At 39.7% G+C, this 18,509-nt stretch carries 18 protein-coding genes; 2 read left to right on the forward strand and 16 right to left on the reverse strand.

What is annotated here, in order from left to right; translation table 11 throughout:
* Window positions 1-89 precede the first annotated feature (89 nt).
* Complete coding sequence (gene trhA, locus CVD27_RS16430) at window positions 90-737, reverse strand: PAQR family membrane homeostasis protein TrhA (protein WP_101648973.1); 648 nt, start codon at window positions 735-737, stop codon at window positions 90-92.
* A gap of 129 nt (window positions 738-866) precedes the next feature.
* Here trhA and CVD27_RS16435 point away from each other — a divergent pair, with 129 nt between their 5' ends.
* Window positions 867-1,457 (forward strand): DUF1836 domain-containing protein, encoded by a 591-nt coding sequence (locus CVD27_RS16435; protein WP_101648974.1) that lies wholly within the window; start codon window positions 867-869, stop codon window positions 1,455-1,457.
* Window positions 1,458-1,487: 30 nt separating this feature from the next.
* Here the strand turns inward: CVD27_RS16435 and CVD27_RS16440 are convergent, their stop codons facing one another.
* Window positions 1,488-3,029: a glycosyl hydrolase family 28-related protein gene (locus CVD27_RS16440; protein ID WP_101648975.1), complete on the reverse strand. Its 1,542-nt coding sequence runs from the start codon at window positions 3,027-3,029 to the stop codon at window positions 1,488-1,490.
* A 157-nt stretch (window positions 3,030-3,186) separates the two neighbouring features.
* On the opposite strand from CVD27_RS16440, the gene CVD27_RS16445 reads away from it, so the two are divergent.
* The gene (locus tag CVD27_RS16445) at window positions 3,187-3,501 is read left to right on the forward strand and encodes a DUF3892 domain-containing protein (RefSeq protein WP_101648976.1); all 315 of its coding nucleotides are present in this window, start codon (window positions 3,187-3,189) and stop codon (window positions 3,499-3,501) included.
* A 38-nt stretch (window positions 3,502-3,539) separates the two neighbouring features.
* On the opposite strand, the gene leuD is transcribed toward CVD27_RS16445, so the two are convergent.
* From leuD to CVD27_RS28215, 14 genes are all read right to left on the reverse strand, one after another.
* Complete coding sequence (leuD, locus tag CVD27_RS16450) at window positions 3,540-4,124, reverse strand: 3-isopropylmalate dehydratase small subunit (protein WP_101648977.1); 585 nt, start codon at window positions 4,122-4,124, stop codon at window positions 3,540-3,542.
* Between the two features lies 1 nt (window position 4,125).
* Window positions 4,126-5,544, reverse strand: a complete 1,419-nt coding sequence (leuC, locus tag CVD27_RS16455) for a 3-isopropylmalate dehydratase large subunit (protein WP_101648978.1) — start codon at window positions 5,542-5,544, stop codon at window positions 4,126-4,128.
* A 92-nt stretch (window positions 5,545-5,636) separates the two neighbouring features.
* Window positions 5,637-6,743, reverse strand: coding sequence for a 3-isopropylmalate dehydrogenase (gene leuB, locus CVD27_RS16460; protein WP_101648979.1), 1,107 nt, complete (start codon window positions 6,741-6,743; stop codon window positions 5,637-5,639).
* A gap of 73 nt (window positions 6,744-6,816) precedes the next feature.
* Window positions 6,817-8,361: a 2-isopropylmalate synthase gene (locus CVD27_RS16465; protein ID WP_101648980.1), complete on the reverse strand. Its 1,545-nt coding sequence runs from the start codon at window positions 8,359-8,361 to the stop codon at window positions 6,817-6,819.
* A complete protein-coding gene (ilvC, locus tag CVD27_RS16470) occupies window positions 8,348-9,382 on the reverse strand; it encodes a ketol-acid reductoisomerase (protein ID WP_101648981.1) in 1,035 nt (344 codons plus the stop codon). The genes CVD27_RS16465 and ilvC overlap by 14 nt, the downstream gene beginning before the upstream one ends.
* A gap of 26 nt (window positions 9,383-9,408) precedes the next feature.
* The gene (gene ilvN, locus CVD27_RS16475) at window positions 9,409-9,930 is read right to left on the reverse strand and encodes an acetolactate synthase small subunit (RefSeq protein ID WP_098527357.1); all 522 of its coding nucleotides are present in this window, start codon (window positions 9,928-9,930) and stop codon (window positions 9,409-9,411) included.
* Complete coding sequence (ilvB, locus tag CVD27_RS16480) at window positions 9,927-11,654, reverse strand: biosynthetic-type acetolactate synthase large subunit (protein WP_101648982.1); 1,728 nt, start codon at window positions 11,652-11,654, stop codon at window positions 9,927-9,929. Before ilvB ends, ilvN begins: the two co-directional genes overlap by 4 nt.
* A gap of 566 nt (window positions 11,655-12,220) precedes the next feature.
* Window positions 12,221-13,891, reverse strand: a complete 1,671-nt coding sequence (ilvD, locus tag CVD27_RS16485; protein ID WP_101648983.1) for a dihydroxy-acid dehydratase — start codon at window positions 13,889-13,891, stop codon at window positions 12,221-12,223.
* A 401-nt stretch (window positions 13,892-14,292) separates the two neighbouring features.
* A complete protein-coding gene (locus tag CVD27_RS16490; protein ID WP_101648984.1) occupies window positions 14,293-15,027 on the reverse strand; it encodes an exonuclease domain-containing protein in 735 nt (244 codons plus the stop codon).
* Complete coding sequence (locus CVD27_RS16495) at window positions 15,014-16,000, reverse strand: DUF294 nucleotidyltransferase-like domain-containing protein (protein ID WP_101648985.1); 987 nt, start codon at window positions 15,998-16,000, stop codon at window positions 15,014-15,016. The genes CVD27_RS16490 and CVD27_RS16495 overlap by 14 nt, the downstream gene beginning before the upstream one ends.
* A gap of 63 nt (window positions 16,001-16,063) precedes the next feature.
* Window positions 16,064-17,329 carry an ammonium transporter gene (locus CVD27_RS16500; protein ID WP_101648986.1) on the reverse strand — a complete coding sequence of 422 codons (1,266 nt, stop codon included), beginning with the start codon at window positions 17,327-17,329 and terminating at the stop codon, window positions 16,064-16,066.
* A gap of 191 nt (window positions 17,330-17,520) precedes the next feature.
* Complete coding sequence (locus CVD27_RS16505) at window positions 17,521-17,838, reverse strand: MerR family transcriptional regulator (RefSeq protein WP_308301801.1); 318 nt, start codon at window positions 17,836-17,838, stop codon at window positions 17,521-17,523.
* Between the two features lie 138 nt (window positions 17,839-17,976).
* Window positions 17,977-18,135 carry a Fur-regulated basic protein FbpA gene (gene fbpA, locus CVD27_RS16510; RefSeq protein WP_101648988.1) on the reverse strand — a complete coding sequence of 53 codons (159 nt, stop codon included), beginning with the start codon at window positions 18,133-18,135 and terminating at the stop codon, window positions 17,977-17,979.
* Between the two features lie 21 nt (window positions 18,136-18,156).
* Window positions 18,157-18,294, reverse strand: a complete 138-nt coding sequence (locus CVD27_RS28215; RefSeq protein ID WP_176541029.1) for a hypothetical protein — start codon at window positions 18,292-18,294, stop codon at window positions 18,157-18,159.
* Window positions 18,295-18,509: the final 215 nt, after the last annotated feature.

Below are 18,509 nucleotides of genomic sequence, written 5' to 3' on the forward strand. Positions count from 1 at the left end.
GAGTCAATATAAACTGTTTAATGTTACGAAATTGTACAAAATTATGTATTTTATTTTAAAAAAAACGCCTTGAGTTTAGGCGTTTAATTTTAAATAACGTATAAGTAAACGGTAAGGAAATGTGCTAAGGTCCCCAACAAAATAAAGATATGGAAAATTTCGTGAAAACCTAAATATTTGGTTTCTAAGAACTTTGGTTTTTTGCCGTAAATGACTCCGCCAATCGTATAGAAGATCCCTCCAAGAAAAAGCAAGAACAATCCGACAGGGTTTAAACTTCCGGTAAGTGGGGAGAAGACAAACACAATCATCCAGCCCATCGCAATATACAATGCTGTCGAAATCCAGCGAGGACATGTAAACCAGACCATCTTAAAAACAACACCACTAATGGCTACAGCTGAGATAATCGAAAATAAAATAGCCCCTGTTTTCCCATTTAAACTAATAAAACAAAAAGGAGTATACGTCCCAGCGATTAATACAAAAATCATGGAATGATCAAGCCGGCGTAAAAAGGCTATCACCTTATCACGTGCGATCACCATGTGGTAAGTAGCCGATGCGGAGTAGAGTAAAATCATACTAACACCAAAAATAATGACAGCTGTAATAGCAAGCGGGGTGGGAGTGTTCATAGAAGCCTTAATGACCATTGCCAGTAAACCAACGAACGATAAAATAGCCCCTGCTAAATGGGTTAAACCATTAATAGGTTCCCGAATATAATTTTGCATTTGATTACCTCCTAACACAACATGTAGTTTTGATAACTACTTATAATAATACAGATAAAACAATAACTAGTCAATTGGTATCTAATTATGTATAATAAAATCATCTATTAAATTAGTGGGGTTTTTTACATGGAGAATATCAAACATATCATTGATTCATTAGGTCTTGAGACCAGTTTAACACTGGATGAAATTCCTGCCATTGATTTATATATGGATCAGGTCATTCAATTATTTGAAAATAAATTCAGCGTGTCTAAGCGGAATGAAGAGGATAAGATTCTTACAAAAACAATGATTAATAACTACGCGAAGGGGAAATTGATTTTCCCAATTCAAAATAAAAAGTATTCAAAAGAACATCTTATTTTAATGAGTCTGATTTACCAGCTAAAAGGGGCATTATCAATCAATGATATTAAAGTGACCCTTAGTGGAATTAATAAAAAAATCATGAATGAGGATATGGATTTAGATTCGTTATATAAGAGTTATTTACATCTAACAAGCCAGAATACAGCCGATTTTAAAGTGGATATTGAAGAGCGCGTGAAGGATGTAAAAGAGGAATTTTCAAAGGAAACCCAGGAAGATACAGCATATTTAGAGCGTGTGCTTATGATTTCCTCACTTGTTCATATGAGTAATTTATATCGAAAAACAGCTGAAAAGTTAGTAGATGAAATCATTGTAGAAAAAGAAGGGAAGCGTCAAAAATAATGGTTGACGCTTTTTCATATATAAATCAGGTTAATGGGCTCCTGTCTTTGTTTCAACCTTAATATTCAGCACACCGGATCCAACCTCAATTTCTTCCGGCCTGCAATCTTGAATTGTTATAGAATCGGCACGATTATCTCCACCATAAACCTTTATACAAGCGCCTCGATTATTAAAATCCTTGACTTTAACTCTATTCAAAATCACATTCCTGGACCGATATTGAACGGCGATAATTGGATTGCGTTTGAAATCATAATTAGGATCACCTATGACAGTAAACTGATTAATCACCACATTTTTATAAGCAGAGATAACCATTCCTCTTGGTGCGGAATCCTTATATAAATCAGAATATACGGGTCCCACGGCAGCGAGATTGGCTGCAATAATATTAAAGGCAGACTTTGATTCGAAATCATTTAGTTTATGATGGCCAATATGACGGAAGTTATAGGCGCGGTTATCATTGACGGAGATATGGCCAAACACTTGAACATTTGAGGCAGCAGAAGAATTCTGATGGGCCTTTATTTCAACACCGCCAAAACACCTGGCACTTGAATTATTCACTAATAGAACATTCCTGGAACCATCATCAATTTCAATTCCGTTAGAATTGGAAAAGCCCTGTTTATGGGCGCGGCCGCTTGGATCGCACATATGAGTATTAGAGATAAAAATATAATCACTGTGATGGGTGGTAATTCCGTCATCACCAAAACCATAACCAGTTAGATGATCAAGCCAAACATATTTGCTTCTGCCACGGGCTCGATATCCGTCCCCAGCATAATTGTAAAGTGTTGAAGAAATATCAAAACAATGCAGGCCTGGATTGATTGCTTCCACGTTTTTCACCCAGCCGTAGGTAACATTAGCATAGGTTAAACAACTAGAATGATTGCCCCATGTACTTGTTTTTGGTACAGAGCCCAGCCTTTCTACATTCCAGTCTAGACTTAACCCATGAACAAAAAGGTGGTGGTTTCCTTTCCAATGATTCATGTTTGTAATTAATCGGCAGCCTTTTGGTGCCTGATCATGGAGCTTAATTGTCGTTTTGCCGGTTCCTGAACCAGTAAGCCATGTCCAGGATGGCAGATATATACCTTTCGTGATATAAACTCCCGGGGGCACGACTACCTTTACTTTTCCATTTCCGATTGCCTTTTTAAAAGCATCGGTGCAATCTGTTTTGCCATCCCCAACCGCCCCATAGTCCAACACATTCATTTCCTTTGTGATGTTCCCAAGTAATCGTTCATATTCTTGGTCCAGTTCCTTTTTCCATTCCGGAATAAGATTTCCATCAAGGTCAAGCAAAACACGAGTAGGTCCTATAGACTGTGACCGCTTTGCAGTGAGGTGAAATAAACCTCCTTCTAGTTTCTCCGAAATAGAGACTGAAGGCCTGCCTTTAGGCTGATGGGCGTTTGAAAGGTTACACGCCTGTTGAAATAAGATTTCTGTTTCTTGTATGAGATCTTTAAGATTAAGTTTGTTGCCTGTCAATTCTTCAAGCAGCACTTTATTTTGGCGTGGGTCATGATTTTTATCGAAATTGTGCATTCTCATCACTCCATAAAGGCTTGTTTAAAAGTAGTATACCCTGTTCGTGGTATAAAGTGTGAACTTCATACTAACAAGTAAGTTAGAAGATTTATTTAGTCAAAAGGATAAAATAATTAGAATGAAAAATACTAACAAATGTTCGGAGGTGGAAGTGATGGAAAAGAAGGATTATCAGAAAATTTTCGAAGAGTATAAGGCTCAAAGTATGCAGGAGGCACAAGCTGAAGCAGCTCAAGGTAAAGCTTTAGGAAAGGAAGAATTTGTTGCCGTTAAGAAAAATGATGACGGTGATATCATTGCTTTCAAAACAAGTACTGGCAGAGAGTTAGATTACTTATCTGCGTTAAGTGAAGCAAAGGCAGGGAAGCTCGCCAATGTAGATGTTTTTCATAAATATGGCCGAGATATCATTCGTAGTGAGCCGGATGGAATTAAGGAAAACAATCTTGATCAGCTTCCTGAATTTTAGAGGAAGAAAAAATGCGCAAGGGCGAAGCCCAGCGCATTTTATTTGTTTGCAAGTTCGTATTGTTTAATTTTATCCTCGTAATTCAAAGTAACGCCAATCTCATCCCATCCATTTAGCAGCATTTGTTTTGGGTATGGGGCAATTTCAAATGAAAGCTCAAAACCTTCATTGTCATATACTTTTTGTTCTTCGAGGTTTACTGTTAAGGTGTATTCTGTGGACTCAGCTTTTTTAACAATGGTCTGAACCTCTTCCTCACTAGCCTGAATAGCAAGGATTCCATTTTTTACACAATTGTTTTTAAAGATATCAGCATAGCTAGGGGCGATTATGACCTTGAATCCGAAATCTTGAACAGCCCATGGAGCATGCTCACGAGAAGAACCGCATCCGAAGTTTTCACCTGCAACTAAGATGGATGCTCCCTGATATTTTGCATCGTTTAGAGAGAAATCGGGACGAGGGCTTCCGTTCTCATCAAAACGCCAGTTATAAAAAAGAAATTGGCCAAAACCGCTGCGTTCAATTCGTTTCAAAAACTGCTTTGGGATAATCTGGTCAGTATCAATATTAGTCCGGTTTAATGGATAGACAAGACCTTGATGTACGCGTAATGGTTCCATATTAAATTACCTCCTGTGCAGTAAATTGACGGACATCAACAAAATGACCGGCTACTGCTGCTGCTGCTGCCATTTCTGGGCTTACAAGATGGGTGCGGGCACCATTACCTTGGCGTCCCTCAAAGTTACGGTTAGAAGTAGATGCACAGCGTCCGCCTGGAGGAACAATATCATCATTCATCGCAAGACACATACTGCAGCCTGCTTCACGCCATTCAAAACCAGCTTCGATAAATACCTTATCAATGCCTTCTTTTTCTGCGGCAAGTTTAACGCTAAATGAACCTGGAACGACAATCGCTTTAACATCAGGATTTACTTTGCGGCCGCGAATAACCTCAGCAGCTTTACGTAAATCGCTTAATCTTGAGTTCGTACAAGAACCAATAAATACGTGGTCGATGGCCACACTTGAAAGAGGCTGTCCAGCTTCTAATCCCATATATTCAAGGGCACGGTTGATTTCGTCTTTTTCGCTTGGCTTATCCGTATCATCAGGACTTGGAACGGTCGCGGTAACTGGGATACACATACCAGGGTTTGTTCCCCAGGTAACCTGAGGTTCCACTTCAGCTGCCTCAATTTCAACAATTGCATCATACTCTGCACCTTCATCTGTAGCAAGAGCACGCCATTTTTCTACTGCCTTTTCAAACTCTTCTCCCTGAGGGGCATGTCTTCGGCCGCGTAAGTATTCAAAAGTAGTATCATCAGGAGTAATTAATCCAGCTCTAGCACCAGCCTCAATTGACATATTGCAGACCGTCATCCGCTCATCCATAGAAAGGGCACGGATTGCCTCGCCAGTGTATTCAATCACATAACCGGTACCAAATTGGACACCAAATTTACCAATAATAGCAAGGATTAAGTCCTTCGCGGTAACGCCTGTGCCAAGTTTACCATTGACCTTTACATTAAGCGTCTTTGGTTTTGCCTGCCATAATGTTTGAGTAGCAAGAACGTGTTCCACTTCACTTGTTCCAATACCAAAAGCTAGAGCACCAAATGCTCCGTGTGTAGAGGTATGACTATCACCACAGACAATGGTTTTACCAGGTTGTGTAAGACCAAGCTCAGGGCCGATTACGTGGACGATTCCGTTATCTGGATGATGAATGTCAGCAAGTGTTACTCCGAATTCCTGGCAATTCTTTTGTAAAGTATCGATTTGATTTTTTGAAACTGGATCATTAATAACAAGACGTTGACGAGTTGGAACGTTATGATCCATGGTTGCAAATGTTAAATCCGGGCGGCGCACTTTGCGTCCGTTCATTCGTAAGCCCTCAAACGCTTGAGGGGAGGTTACTTCATGAACTAGATGTAAATCAATATAAAGTAAATCTGGTTTTCCTTCTTCTTGATGGACAACATGTTGTTCCCAAATTTTTTGAATAATCGTTTTTGGTGTATTCATAGGACACTTCCTCACTATAATCGATTTATAGTTTTATAGATGGAAAAATTGCGGGTAAACCAAATAACCAATTGGTTTACCCTGCAAATGAATTAATAATAGCAACTAGCGATACATTTTGAAGCATGCTGTGATTTTATATAGTCTACAATTAATTTGGTCATTTCTGCTGTTCCAACTTGGCGTCCTTCTTCGATTTGAAGGTCACCTGTATGGTATCCGGCATCTAGAACGGACTGAACAGCATCTTCAATTACTTTTGCTTCAGTATTGAAGTCAAATGAATATCTAAGCATCATGGCAGCAGATAAAATCATTGCACATGGGTTGGCGATTCCTTTGCCGGCAATGTCCGGTGCGGAACCATGAACTGGTTCGTAAAGACCTACGCCGTCTTCACGCAAGCTTGCGGAAGGGAGCATGCCAATCGAGCCTGTTAAAACGGAGGCCTCATCACTTAAGATATCACCAAATAGATTTTCGGTAACAATAACATCAAACTGTGTAGGGTTTGTTATTAACTTCATAGCGGCTGCATCAACTAATACATGGTCAACCACCACATCAGGATATTGAGCTTTTTTCTCCTCAACAACTTCCCGCCACATCTTACTTGATTCAAGAACGTTTGCCTTATCAACAGAAGTAAGGCGGCCGCTGCGCTGCTGGGCAGCTTGGAAACCTTTGTCGACAATTCGCTCAATTTCTTTGCGAGTATAAGTAAGTGTGTCCACTACAGAGTTTCCATTATCCCGCCGTTCACTTGGTGTACCAAAATAAAGTCCGCCAGTTAATTCACGTACAATGAGGAGGTCGCTTCCTGCCACTACTTCTTCCTTAAGTGGAGAGGCATGGAGCAGATTCTTAAATCCCTTAATCGGCCTTAAATTTGCATATAAATCCAATGCTTTTCGGATACCAAGCAAGCCGCGCTCTGGACGAAGATGGGAAGGGTTTTGATCCCATTTTGGTCCGCCAACGGCGCCTAATAAGACCGCATCTGCTTGTTTGCAAGCATCTACTGTTGAATCCGGAAGGGGAGTGCCATACTGGTCAATGGCTGCTCCTCCGATTTCATGGGTTTCAAAGTTAAAACTATGGTTATATTCTTCCGCTATTGCTTGTAACACATCTTTTGCAGAACTAATAACTTCCTTGCCAATCCCATCTCCGGGAAGTAAGACAATATGTTTTTTCATTAGAAGCAACCTCCTCGTTTTTTGTTTTAAGATGCGTCATATCTAAACGCAGATTTTTATCAAAGGAACTATTTTATAATGCAGCTGGTTCCTGAACAATTGCTTTTTGGTTATAAAATACTCGATTAACTGCATTTAAGAAGGACTTTGCTGATGCTTCTAAGACGTCCTGGGCAGAGCCGCGGCCTGAGAAAGATGTTCCGTTCACAGTCATTTTTACATGGACCTCAGCAAGAGCGTCACGTCCTTGGCCGACAGAACTTAGTCTAAAGTCAGTCAAATGGATTTCTTCTTCAATCAGTGCTTCAAGCGTATTCATCAATGCTTCCACACTTCCTGAACCCGTACGTGCTGTTTCCACACGAATACCTTCTGGAGTAGTTAATGCAACAGTTGCAGTAGGAAGATTTGCTGATCCATACTGTACTTGGAAAGCAACTAATTCATATTTTTTTACATCGATCGCAGCGGTTTGAATGTCAGTTAAGATTGTAAATAAGTCCTCATCTGTTACCTCTTTTTTACGATCGGTTAATTGTTTAAAAGAAGTAAAAGCTTCGCCAAGTTTTTCAGGCGATAGGGTATAGCCCAGCTGCTCAATTTTGTCTTTAAAGGCATGACGTCCAGAATGTTTTCCAAGGACTAAGTCATTAGAATTCACTCCGACTAATTCAGGAGTGATAATCTCATAGGTTAATGCATTTTTTAATACGCCATCCTGATGGATTCCTGATTCATGAGCAAAAGCATTTCTTCCTACAACTGCTTTGTTTGGAGGAACAATCATACCTGTCAAACGGCTGATTAAATCGCTTGTGCGTTTAATTTCTTTTAATACTAAATTCGTAGTATATGGATACTTATCATTACGAATATTTAAGGCAACGGCAATCTCTTCTAAAGAGGCATTTCCGGCACGTTCTCCAATTCCGTTAATCGTACCTTCCACTTGAGTTACCCCATTTTCAATTGCAGCTAATGAATTGGCAACGGCCATTCCTAAATCATCGTGACAATGACAAGAAAGGGCTGCTTTATGAATATTTGGTACATTTTCTCTGATGTAACGGAACATTCGGCCATATTCTTCAGGAGTTGTATAGCCAACTGTATCCGGCAGATTAATGACAGTTGCTCCAGCGTCAATAACCTTTGTAATAATTTGAACTAGAAAATCCAGATCAGATCGGGATGCATCTTCTGCAGACCATTCAATATGCGGAAATCTTTGTTTCGCATATCTAACCATGTCTACTGCTGTGTTAATAACCTCCTCTGGAGTTTTCATCAGTTTATATTTCATATGGATAGGGGAGGTAGCAAGAAATACATGCAATCGTGGTTCAGCTGCATCTTTTAAGGCATCCCACGCAATGTCAATGTCCGATTTAGTTGCACGTGCCAAGCCTGTAACAGATGAGTTTTTAATCGTCTGGGCAATGGCTTTTACCGCTTCAAAATCTCCTTGAGAGGAAGCCGGAAAGCCGGCCTCCATAATATCAACCCCAAACCTCTCTAGCTGTCTGGCAATCTCTAATTTCTCAAGCTGGTTTAAATTTACACCAGGGGACTGTTCACCATCACGTAAGGTTGTATCAAAGATGTTAACGTGAACCATTTACCACCACTTCTTTCTTAGCGTTTACTGGCTTGTTTTTAATAAACGGCATTAACGCACGAAGCTCACGGCCAACAACCTCAATTTGGTGGTTGTTTTCAGCACGGTTAATTGCATTGAATTGTGGGCGGTTTGTTTGGTTCTCTAAGATCCAGCCTTGAGCGAATTTACCTGTTTGAATATCTTTTAATACTTCTTTCATGCGTGCTTTAGTATCTTCGTTCACTACACGTGGACCTGATACGAAATCTCCCCATTGAGCAGTGTCAGAGATAGAATAACGCATGTTTTCTAATCCACCTTCATATAAAAGGTCAACGATTAATTTTAATTCATGTAAACACTCGAAATAGGCAACTTCAGGCTGATAACCAGCTTCTACAAGAGTTTCGAAACCAGCTTTGATTAGGGCAGTAGCACCGCCGCAAAGAACTGCTTGCTCTCCGAATAAATCTGTTTCTGTTTCTTCTTGGAAAGTAGTTTCTAATACACCTGCACGTGCAGAGCCAATACCTTTTGCATATGCAAGGGCAACATCACGAGCTTGACCAGTGTAGTCTTGGTAAACCGCATATAGAGCAGGAACTCCGGCACCTTCTGTATAAGTACGGCGAACTAAATGTCCTGGGCCTTTTGGTGCTACTAGGAATACGTCAACATCAGCTGGAGGAACGATTTGGCTGAAGTGAACATTAAAACCATGTGCAAATACTAAAGCATTACCTGCTTGAAGATTAGCTTTAATGCTTTCTTCATATACTTTTGGCTGCATTTCATCTGGAAGAAGAACCATAACTACTTCAGCAGCAGCAGTTGCTTCAGCAACAGAAGTAACTTCTAAACCATCTTCAACTGCTTTATCCCATGATTTTCCTTCACGTAAACCAACTACTACATCAAAGCCGCTTTCTTTTAAGTTTAAAGCATGAGCATGACCTTGAGAGCCATATCCGATTACTGCGATTTTCTTTCCTTGTAAAACTTCCTCTTGAATATCTCCGTTATAAAGTACCTTTACCATTATGAATCATCCTCTCAGATATATTGTTATTTTAATAGTGAATATGTTGCTAGATCGTTTACTTGTGGCTGGTGCCCACGCTGGAGGGCAGTCAGACCGGTTCTTGCAATTTCCTTAATGCCGTATGGGCGAAGCATTTCAATCAAGGCATCAATTTTATCAGGACGTCCTGTAATTTGGACGGCAAGACTGTCTTTGCTTACATCAATAATTAAGGCACGGAACGGATCAATAATCCCGTTGATTTCACTGCGCAATTGGCTGTTAGATGCTACTTTGATAAGGGCCAGTTCGCGGGCGACAATGGCTTTATCCGTAATATCAGATACCTTTAAAACATCAATTTGCTTGTTTAATTGTTTGGTTACCTGTTCAAGACGCTGTTCGTCTTCAACTTCCACTACCAGGGTCATTTTAGAAATACCCTCAGTTTCGGAAGGGCCAACTGAAATACTTTCAATGTTGAACTGGCGCCTTTGCAAGAGGCCAGTGACGCGGTTTAGGACACCGCTCCTGTCTTGAACGGTTGCTGTTATGATCCGTTTCATGGTTTCACCCCAATCATTTCATGAATTCCTTTACCAGGGGCAATCATCGGGAATACTTTTTCTTGCTGCAGGACACGGCAATCAACTAAAACCGGACCATTATGGGCAAATACTTCCGGTAAAACCGTGATAAGTTCTTCCTGATTGTTAACCCGATAGCCCTTAATCGAATAACTGTCAGCAAGTTTGACAAAATCAGGCTGTGTAGGAAGAATCGATTCTGAAATCCGGTTTCCATGTAAGAGTTCCTGCCATTGGCGAACCATACCTAGGGCGCCATTGTTGACAATAATGATTTTTACAGGAAGATTTCTTTCATAAATAATCCCTAATTCCTGAAGTGTCATTTGGAAGCCGCCGTCCCCAACAATCGCTACAACCGTACTATCCGGTTCGGCAATTTGTGCGCCAATTGCGGCAGGGAAGCCAAAGCCCATTGTTCCAAGTCCGCCAGAAGTAATCCAGCGGTGAGGCTGCTTAAAGGTGTAGTACTGAGCTGCCCACATTTGATGCTGTCCTACATCGGTTGAGACGATGGCATCACCATTTGTTACTTTATGGACTGCTTCAATCACCCACTGCGGACACATTCCGTTTGGATCATGTTTATACCAAAGCGGATATTCCTGTTTGTTTTGGCTCAATTTTTCCCGCCATTCAGCAGTGTTAGGTGATTCTATTTCCTGCTCAAGCAATTCGCTAAGTGCCTCTTTCGTATCAGAAACAATTGGAAGATGTGTAGGAACATTTTTACCAATCTCGGCAGGATCGATGTCAATATGGGCAACCTTCGCAAAAGGTGCGAAGTGTTTAAGGTTCCCTGTAAGTCTGTCATCGAATCGGGCTCCAAAGTTGATTAACAGGTCACATTCGTAAATGGCCATGTTAGCTGCATATGTTCCATGCATTCCTCCCATTCCTAACGAAAGTGGATTATCTGCTGGGAAAGTGCCAAGTCCTAGTAGAGTAGTAACTACAGGAATTTGGTGTTTATTTGCAAAAGCTGTTAATTCGGCTGATGCTCTTCCATGAAGAACACCTGCACCTGAAAGAATTACAGGCTTGATTGCCTTTGATATAGATTCGGCAAGCTTTTTAATTTGTAATGGATTTGGCTTTGTTGTTGGCTGGTATCCAGGTAAATTAATGCTTGCTTCTTCAGGTTCTTCGGTTAGTATTCCGGCGGAGATATCTTTAGGGACATCAACTAAGACTGGCCCTGGCCGTCCGGTAGAAGCAATATGAAAAGCTTCCTTAACGATACGTGGTAAGTCCTCGATCGCTTGTACTTGAAAGTTATGTTTGGTTATTGGTGTTGTAATCGCCATAACATCGGCCTCTTGGAAGGCGTCCGTTCCGATTACGCTTCTTGCTACCTGCCCAGTGAAGATAACAAGTGGCAGAGAATCCATCATCGCATCAGTTATTCCTGTAACAAGGTTTGTTGCGCCTGGTCCAGATGTAGCAAGGACAACGCCAGGTTTGCCTGTAACTCGGGCATAACCTTCAGCCGCATGGATCATTCCTTGTTCATGTCGGAAGAGAATATGCTTGATCTTACCCTGGGCGCGATATATCGCATCATATATTGGTAGAACAGCACCACCGGGATATCCAAACAGTGTTTCTACACCTTCTTTAATTAGTAAGTCAATAAGAAGGTCTGCACCGATTCTTGGTTCAGTATTCGTTTGGACCGCAAGCTTTTTTGCTTCTACTTTCACGTCATAATCCCTCCTTAAGGGTAAAAATTGAAATGTAAATGTCGAAAAATAAAAATTTATTATATTAGTATTATAATATAGAAATTTGTAAATAAACAGAAAATTTTATTGGAAAAAGTCGAAATTTGACTATAAATCTTTAAAAGCAATCAAAAAGGCCTATTCTCCTCGAATTAACTGCATTAACAAAAAAATTAGCAGAATAATCGGGGAGAATAGGCCTTCCATTTTCTCGGTACCACCCGTTTTTTACAGTATCCTCACAAATACTGCCTTAGGAAGCATCACTAAAAGTAACGCTTCTTTTGGTAACAGGTGGTTTTAAAATGACCACCTGATTGAGCCTAGTTTGGATCACATTTCAGCCCAACACTCAGGGATGATGTCAGAATAAGTTGTATTACTGGGCTTCCAGCAACCCCAGCTCTCTGAAAATACAAGTTCTTATTCCTTTATTCCCGTCATCGATTTTATATATTTCTTTGTCTAATAGTCAAAAACAAATTTTAGTACCTTAGCTTCCTTAGGGAAGGGGAGGAGTACTAGATATTCCCATTTAGATAAATCTATATTTTCATTACCCCGCCAGTATTAGCAGAAGTTACGAGTTTTGCATATTTTGCTAGATAACCAGATTTAATTTTTGGCTCTGGTTTTACCCAGTTCTGACGTCGTTCAGCTAACACTTCTTCGTCCACGATCAGTTCAATGGAACGTGCTTCGAGATCAATTACAATTTTGTCACCATTTTCAACAAGACCAATTGGTCCGCCTTCTGCTGCTTCAGGTGAGATATGGCCGATGGAAATTCCACGGCTCGCACCGGAGAAACGGCCATCTGTGATTAAGGCAACTTCTTTTCCTAAGCCTCGGCCCATAATAGCGGAGGTAGGAGCTAGCATTTCCGGCATTCCTGGTCCGCCTTTTGGTCCTTCGTAGCGGATAACTACTACATGGCCGGCTTTTACCGTTCCATTATGAATGCTTTCTAATGCCTCATCTTGGGATTCAAACACAATTGCTTCACCTAAGAATGTTTTAATCGAAGGATCTACAGCGCCAACCTTGATTACTGCACCATCTGGAGCAATGTTTCCAAATAGGATGGATAGTCCACCAACTGGGCTATATGGATTATCTTTTGTCCGGATGACAGCTTCATTTGTGATTGTTGCTTCCTTCACATTTTCATGAAGAGTTTTTCCTGTAATCGTTAGGCAGTTATCATGCAAAGCACCTTCGACTTTATAGAGTTCATTGATGATGGCACTTACACCACCGGCACGATGAACATCGTCCATTGAATAATCAGATGCTGGCATAATCTTAGAAAGGTATGGAACTCTTTCAGCAATTTTATTAATTTCGCGAAGATCATAATCGATACCAGCTTCATGAGCGATCGCTAACGTGTGTAATACAGTATTAGTGGAGCCGCCCATTGCCATATCAAGTGCAAAGGCATTATCAATAGCTTCTCTTGTAATGATGTCACGTGGTTTAATATCGTTTTTAATTAAGTCAATAAGATGTCTTGCTGCTTGCTTAATTAGTTCATGTCTTTCTTCGGAAGTAGCAACCATTGTTCCATTACCAGGAACTGTCATTCCTAAAACTTCCATTAAACAGTTCATGGAGTTTGCTGTAAACATTCCAGAACATGAGCCGCAAGTAGGGCAGGCATTGGTTTCAATCTCAAGCAGCTGCTGTTGGCTGATTGTCCCGTTGTGATAAGCACCAACGCCTTCAAAAACTGAAGTAAGAGAAAGATTTTTTCCTGTCGTTGGTGAAACACCAGCCTCCATTGGACCGCCAGAAACAAAAACAGATGGTACGTTGGTTCTTGCGGCAGCCATTAACATTCCTGGTGTGATTTTGTCGCAGTTTGGAATGTAAAAAACACCATCAAACCAGTGTGCGTTAATTACAGTTTCAGCACTGTCCGCGATGATTTCACGGCTAGGAAGGGAGTAACGCATTCCAATATGTCCCATAGCAATTCCATCATCAACGCCGATTGTATTAAATTCGAATGGAATACCTCCGGCTTCACGGATGGCTTCTTTTACAATTTCACCGAAATGATTAAGGTGTTTATGTCCTGGGATAATGTCAATATACGAGTTACAAACTCCGATGAATGGTTTTTCTAGGTCACTCGTTTTTACCCCTGTTGCATATAATAGACTGCGGTGGGGAGCACGATCAATTCCCTTTTTAATCATATCGCTACGCATTTTTTTAGCTCCTAACTGACAATGACATGGTTTGCATCTTCTGGATAACAAGCCACTACGTCGATTATGACAATTCTTTTTCAATCACTCAGTTCCATAAGTAGGAATAAAGGCATTGTTAAAGATGAATGATTTATTTTCGATTATCATACAACCAATCGAGAACATGGTCAATATAAAAATCTGACAATTCAAATAAATCAAATAATCTGGTAGCGTTTTCATCGTTGGTCTGATAAGGAATTTTGAAATAAAAAATTTTTAAAAAATTTTTTATTCTTTGAAAGTAAGGAGGAAGAATTCGAAGAAATATCAGTAGTAAGTAAGGTAGAGAAGGATTAAAGTCTCTTTAAAAATTACTAGGCTAGTAGTAAAAAATATTAGATTAGTATAGTAGTTTTTTAACCGATTTTCGCTAAATATTCATATACTTGACGTAAATATAAGAATCCTTTTTCCTCTGCTAGTTGTAAATAATGTCTCCAAACTTTTGCTGTCATAAGGGCATCGTTAAGGGCATGGTGGCGGTTCTTTACCTCAATGCCGCATTCCACGCAAACATCTTCAAGCGGTGCTGATTTCATATAGGGGTTTGCTAGACGGATGAGAAAGGATGTATCTACAATCCGATGGTCAAATCTTGTTCGTAATACATCGCTGGTCATTTTTTTCATAAAGGATTGTTCATGGGTCGCATGGTGTGCGACTAGAAGATCGCTTTTAATAAACTGGAAGAATTTCATGAGCGCATCTCTGGCATCTGGTGCGGAGATTAAGTCTTTTTCGTAAATATTGGTTAATGCTGAAATTTCTTCTGATAATGGAAGAGTGGATTTTACTAATGTATAAAAGGTTTCTTGTTCCATAATTTGAGTCCCTGTCATTTTAATTGCGCCAATCGAAATGATCTGGTCACCCTTTTCTGGATAGAAACCGGTTGTTTCTAAATCAAATACAACTACCTTTAGCTCTTTCAATGGTATATCCAAACTATTCTTTTGTTTCATTTCTCTTTGTATTTCTCTAAGGAAAGCCATTTGCTGAAGAGAGGTTTGATTTGGGAGGCTTGCATATAGATTAGAATTTAATTTGCCGGATAATTGTCTAAAAAATTGAATCATCTCATTCATCCTCATCTGAACCATCCTTTTCTAGTAACCTTTTTATATGATGAAAAAGGGCAGCTCCATTTTTAATGATTTCCTTTACTTCTTTTGTTTGATCTTTTGTTAGCTTGCTAATCGATATATAGTGTCCTGAATCATAGTCCTTATGGTCGGAAAATAATAAACGATAGTTTAGGAGCTTTAAGAATTGCTTCTTGTAAAAGGATTTGTCGTTCGCAGGAAAACAAGAATCCGGTAATTTTTCCATCCGTAAAAGTGAAGAGGTTTCGTGTGATTTTTCTTTCATTGAGAGGAGCCGGATCGCATTCACATACGGAAAAAGGCCGATTTCTTTAATATTTAGTTTTCCTGCATGCGGACCGTGTGTATCTACTAAAAGCTGGCCTAGTACGTTGATTCCTTTTTTTAGATGAAGAGTATTCCTTAATGATTTTGCCAATAAATGATGTTGATTCATGTTTTGATAAATCTGGCCCTTCAACTTACTAATAAAGGAGCTCTCTCCATAAATAGCTCTGCCGTCTAAAAAAATGAGGAGGTAGCGGATTGATTCCCATGTAGATTCAACCATCCATTTCGATAATTGCTGCTCCCATTCATTCAGTGATTTGCACCAGAAGGGGTTTGAGGCCATTACGCCACCGTCACAATATTGGTAACCAGCTTGATAGAGTCCTTTGGATATTTCTTTACCTAGTGCTAAATAGTATGTTTTTGCTTCGTCGGAGGAATCGAGATATATGATTCCATGGTCTTGGTCACTCCATACAGATTGTTCCATCCTGCCGGCACTTCCCATAACAAAGAATGTGAACGGGGAAGGAGGCGGACCGTAGTAATTTGAAACTTGGGTAAGGGCTATAGCTGTTATCCGTTGAAAGATATTGAGATGGAGTTCGTTTAATTTAAAATGATCATGACTTACACTTTTTAGGTGTTCGTCACGATATTGAACTGTTTCTGAATATGGATCATGATGCACATGTACACCCCCTAAATGGAAATAGCAGTCAAGCCCTTAAAAAAGGGGTTGACCGCCATGATATTATGATTGAACTTTAAATTGCTGCTCTACCTTTACTAATTCAGGGTATCCGTAACTGCCGTGCTCACTCATATCAAGCCCGATAATTTCTTCTTCTTCAGTGACGCGTAACCCATTCATTACCTTTTTCATCACGGCTAAAATAATAAATGAGGCAATAAAGGCAAATGCTGCACAAGTGAAAACCCCTAATGCTTGAACGCCTAACTGATGTAATCCGCCGCCATAAAATAACCCTGGCTTTCCAACAGTTGCTAATTCTTTTGTTGCGAAAAACCCTGTAGATAAAGTACCCCAAACCCCTGCAGCTCCGTGAACAGATAGTGCTGCGATTGGATCATCGATTTTAACTTTTTCAAAGAATCGAATGCTATAAAATACTAATATTCCAGCGATAAAACCAATTAGTACTGCCGCCCAAGTCTCAACAAAGGCACAAGATGCTGTAATGGCAACAAGTCCTGCTAAAGCGCCGTTTAACATCATTGGTACGTCTGCTTTGCCTAATACCATCCAAGAGATAATCATAGCTGCTATGGTTCCAGCAGCGGCTGCTAGATTGGTATTTAAAGCAACAAATCCAAAGAAACCTTTGTCAACAGATAATGTACTACCAGCGTTGAATCCAAACCAGCCAACCCATAATAGTAAAACACTTAAAGCTGTAAATACTTGGTTATGACCAGCGAGATTATTAGCGGAACCGTCTTTGTTGTATTTCCCGATCCGCGGTTTTAAAAGAATAGTAGCAGCTAGGGCTGCCATTGCACCTGTTAAGTGAACAACTGTAGATCCAGCGAAGTCTTGTTTACCATGTTCAGCTAACCAGCCGCCGCCCCAAATCCAGTGAGCGATAGGAGGGTATACAATGACTGAGAAAAGTACTGCAAAAACAAGATATGCGCTTAGTTTAGCACGCTCGGCGAATCCGCCAAATGCAATTGTTAATGATATTCCTGCAAAAGCTAATTGGAACATGAAGAAAACAGCACCTGAGAGTGATAAACTATCCATGTCATAGCCTGAATAAAAGAAATTGGAGAAGCCAATCAGAGGGTTGCCTTTTCCAAAAATTAATCCAAAACCAACGGCCCAAAATATAATGGAACTGATACTAAATGTTAAAATGGTTTTACCTGCTATATGTCCTGCGTTTTTCATACGAGTTGATCCTGTTTCTAAGAGGATAAAACCGCCGATCATTAAAATTACAAGTACCGCTCCTAACATAACCCAAAGACTATTCATTAAGAATGTAGTATCCATTTATTCTCCCCCTTATTTAATGATGTTAATTTTTATTACATCGTCTATGTTTGTAACTTTACATTAATTAAGAGGTGCTATCTATAACCGTGGAAGATTTTCTAACATGGTTTTTAAAGCAGGAGAGGAAATCTCCCTATAGCTATGTAAAACTAAAGCCTCGAATCTATTTAGAATCGAGGCTTTACCTGTTATGAATTTCTTCTTATACCGAATTGGGCATTAAGTTGTCCCTGAATCATTTTGCGCCGGATTTCATCCTGATTTTGTTTCTTTTGTTCCCGGAGCATTTCTTTTCTAATTTCATGGGTTTGAATTCCGTCCTCAATTTTGTTGGCGATATCCATTAATAATTCTACATCGGTAAAGGAAAACTTGCGGCTTCCGCCAGCAGATCTTTCAGGGAAAATCAATTTTCTTTCTTCATAATAACGTATTTGTCTTTCGGAGAGTCCGGTTAAATCTCTAACAATACCAATTGTAATAACCTTCTTATCTTTGTATGACATATCTTTTGCCATTTTAGTCGCTCACCACACCCCATTGTTGCCCATTATTAGAATATTTTTAATATTATACGTTACATTTTCTCACATGAAAATGGATATTTTAACTATTATGCTTAATAATTTTGGAGTAGAAGGACATTATTTTTTAGAGGGCATTGTTTTCTTATAAAGAATCTCCAATTCGCTGATGGTAAGTGATTGAAGCTCAGTGGAAGAATAAAACAAGTCCGACTTAACTAATTTATTAATATAAAATTGTCTAAGTCGTTCAAGGCCTCTTCGTAAGTGGGTTGTCAACTTCTTTCCCTCCTTTAAATGTTAGGCGTTTTGAAGTTTTCTTAAAAGCTCGTGTCCTTTAGAGCCCATTGTTTTCATGAGTTCTTCATATAATTCATCTCGTAGTTTATCTAATTGTAAGATTTGCATAGCTAATTTAATTTCATAACGTTGATTCATTTGACTTCTCCCCTTTGATAATAAGTTTATATACAAAAATTAACTGATTTTTCTGCTCTTGTCAGTGAAGATGTTAGAAAGGCTGACAGGATATTTTGCTGGGTGTGGATTGCTTTGAAAGGAATTCTGACGATAAGAAAAGCGCAAGCGCCTTGATCAGGGAAAAAAGTAGTTCATTTTTTCCTAGCCCCGACAAGCATAAGACGAGCCGGCCG

The organism is Neobacillus cucumis (genome assembly GCF_002860255.1).
Lineage (GTDB): Bacteria > Bacillota > Bacilli > Bacillales > Cytobacillaceae > Neobacillus > Neobacillus cucumis_A.